At 50.7% G+C, this 3,528-nt stretch carries 1 protein-coding gene; it reads right to left on the bottom strand.

All coding sequences use genetic code 11. The features are described from left to right. Window positions 1–120: 120 nt before the first annotated feature. Window positions 121–3,528 (bottom strand): glucoamylase family protein (locus tag VIM87_RS20200; RefSeq protein ID WP_331998754.1); only part of this gene is annotated, 3,408 nt, incomplete at its 5' end.

Below are 3,528 nucleotides of genomic sequence, written 5' to 3'. Positions count from 1 at the left end.
AGCTATGGCGGACTATGGGCTTGAGAATAGCGCATCTATGATGATAAATAAATGATAGAGAATGGAGACTGTATCCTGTCTACTGATACAGCCTCCAAATTCAACTCATCATACTCATACTTACACTCCCACATGTACTGGTTCCGTTCTTACATTGTTATATCCCGGTGAGTGCAGCATAAACAGCTCTCCGTTGCGGTTTAAGATCAAACAGGCAATTTCGTATAGTCCCAGGCGTTCCTCATCAGGCAGGCCATCTGCCTGTATTACAAAAATACCACCGGGATGACCGGTTACATCGGTTCCGGTGCAGCTGACAATCATTTCCATAATATGCGCTTTCAGAAAATGCCGGTAGCAGCTGTCATCCTCGATATATAATACCAGGTTGGTTCTTAGCCCCTGGGCCTGCCAGTAAGTGTGCGCCTGAATGAGCTGCCGTACCTGGTTAATGTGATCTGCATTTTCCACCTGCAGCAATACAGTAGGTATTTCCTTACTGATGCCATACCTGAGCAGGATGGTCTGCGCAAACGGGCTTTCCTGCCCAGCACTGCTCATATGCAGGTTAAACACACGGCTGGCCAGGTTGCGGCAAAACTCCGCTTCTGCAGCTATCATGCCCAGCTGTTTTAATAATGAGTATTGCTGGGTGTGAGCCTGCGCAAATACCTGATCTGCGAAATGTTGCACCTGGCATTTATTAACCATCAAAATACAGGCTTCGCGTGTTTCAGCAGCTCCCAGGTATATATGCAGCGTTACTGTTTCCTGCGGCTCCAGCACTATCCGGTGCTGCAGGGCCACAATGGCATTAAGCATGATACCCTGGTTGTTAGACAGCACCGTATTCTTACGTATTGCATGCGGATCTGCGCGGTCATATCCGGGGCCGGTAAATTTCAAACCGTCTGTTTCATAGTTCACCGCCTCTACCCTGCCCCCATAAGCTTTTGCCACATGGAACATAGCAGCTGCGGGAATGTGCGGATCATCAAGATACTGGGTGCATATAATTGCATGCTCCCCCGGATGAATAGCCGTGTGTACAAAAGATCTGTCCGGGAATGATGAAGTTTTATCTACGGGCGACAACATCACCTCTGCATAGCTGGTTACTTCAATGGTGCGCTGCCGCTTTGAACGGTTATGTATCACCAGCTTTCGTATTTCCAGGTCATCCTGCGGAGATACTGCAATGGTAGTATCCGTAACAAGCTCCTGGTGCGTATGCTGGAAAAAAGCCTTCCCCGGCGCAAATGCAACCCTGAAGTGTTTACTTATTTTATCGGGCGGCTGGCTGGTAACACAGCAGGTAGCATCTTTTTCCACGTCCCGTATGTAACAGCCTATGCCATGGTTATTATACACATCGGGCTGCCAGGGCGTAACAGCTATGTGTTTCCAGCGGCTGGCATTTGTACCGGTATTGGTGATCATTACCTGGTAACGGCCATTGGACAGCCATTGCGTTTCCGGGTCTGATGCAGCCGACATATTCATAGCTGCCGGACCGGCGCCTGCAAGCGCTGTTGCAACAGCAGGCAACGTATTGTCCGGCTCAACAGAGGGTAAATGAAAGGCGGTTTCCTTTGCTGTTTTCTCCTGCAGTAATAACAATGCAGCTTTCATTACCGGGTCGGCCTCAAAATGTTTTTGCATGGGTTTATCATGCAACAGGTAAGCCAGTGACAAAAAACCCATTCCCTGGTGGTGGATCATAAAGGAGCGCACAATGGCATGGGGTTCCCCTTCCGGCAGGCGGGATGGCAGATAATCCACTGCTTCATAAAAACCATATTCCCGCTGAAAGCCTTGTTGTGTCAATACTTCCAGGTTGCGGCAGGCAGCTTCCGGCGCTACCATCAGTGCCATAACAGTTGCATAAGGGGCTATTACCAGCTCTTTTTCCAGTCCGCGCTTTACGCCTAACCCGGGCACCCCGGTTGGCCTGTAGCGGTAGCTTAAGCTGGCTTCTATTACATGCTGTGCGCATTCCGACATTCCCCAGGGAATACTGTTTTCCCTGCCGTATTCTATTTGCCGCATTACCATTGCCTGCATGGTCTGGTGCAGTAATGTTTGCTCATAATCCGGCATTACCAGCAATGGCATCAGGTATTCAAACATAGTACCGTTCCAGGATAGCAGGGAGAACGAGCCTGCGGTGCTGATCACGGGCCTTCCCAATGAAAACCAGCTACGCTGCGGCAGCTTACCCTGCGCTATTGCCACATAAATGCCCAGTCTTGCTTCTGATGCCAGCAGGTCATAACAGCCTGTATCCCGCTGATCCGTTTCCGGTTTATAACCAATAGCCAGTAAATGACGTTGCTCATCATACAGGAAATCATATTCCATTTCTGCAAAGTCAGCACATGCAACACCTAATTGCTCAATGGCGTTTATACGCGATGCTGCAATGCCGGAGGTCTTTTCCAGCGCTTTCAACAAAACATTTTCCTTTACCTGCGCCAGCCGGGAACGGCATGCTGTTATATATTCAGCTGCTTCATTGAGCGAGGGTATCTGTTCAGGTAAACCTGTTGCAGCTGCAGGCAGGTACAGCCAGGGCGCCCATAGCTGTAGCTCGTCCCGGATCTGCTGCAAATGATCGCTGATGGCCTGTAGCCAGCGGGATGGTATCTGCGCTTCACTTACATAAACAGCCAGTTGTGTAATGCAGTTGTGCAGCTGGGAAAAAGTAAGCGCCGGTACGTTGATAGTTTGCTCCAGCAGCTGAAAGGCAGGCGCCAGCGAAGCTGCGTCATTTATTTCTTCTTCCAGCAGATATAGCTCATCCTGTAAACCCTTTAGCAGGGCGGGGCCCAGCACCGGCTGCTGCAACAGGTGCCGCATGCCCTGGCGCAGCACCAGCACATGGCCGGCCAGGTTACCACTGTCTACTGTAGATACATAACGCGGCTGCGCCGGCTGAAAGGTAATGGTATCATACCAGTTATAAAAGTGACCCTGGTACCGTTCCAGCTTTTTCATAGCATTAACGGTACCGGCTGTACGCTCTATAAAAACGGCAGGAGTTATATAACCAAAATCAACGGCGCTCAAATTCGCCAGCAGTGCCAGCCCCAGGTTGGTAGGAGAAGTATAGTGCGCTACCCTGTTTTCAGGAAATTCCTGGTAATGGTCCGGTGGCAGCCAGTTTTCCCGGGGGCCTACAAAAGTTTCAAAGAAATGCCAGGTTTTGCGCGCCAGCTTGCGTAAAAAAAGCTGTTGAGCGGCCGTAAAACCAGGAAGCCGTTGCTGCAGAGGTTTGCCTGTTTGCCAGGTTACCAGGGGAGATAAGATCCAGGTTACCAGCAGGGGTCCGGCTATTAACAGCTGCAAGGGGTGGAACAGCGACAGGTAAATACCGGCAGCTATGCCGGTAAAAGGGCCGGCCCATAACAGCCGGTACAAGCCGGGCAATGTTTTCGTAGTCCCGTGCAGGTTAGCAGACTGGTTCCATTCCAGCAGCTTACGGCGGCTTACCCACAGGCGCCAGTGCACCCGTACAATGGCATCCGT

This window comes from Chitinophaga sp. (assembly GCF_036569125.1).
In the GTDB taxonomy this organism is placed as follows: Bacteria; Bacteroidota; Bacteroidia; order Chitinophagales; family Chitinophagaceae; genus Chitinophaga.
Note: the sequence above shows the minus strand (reverse complement) of the source record. Positions and strands in the feature narration are given on the sequence as shown.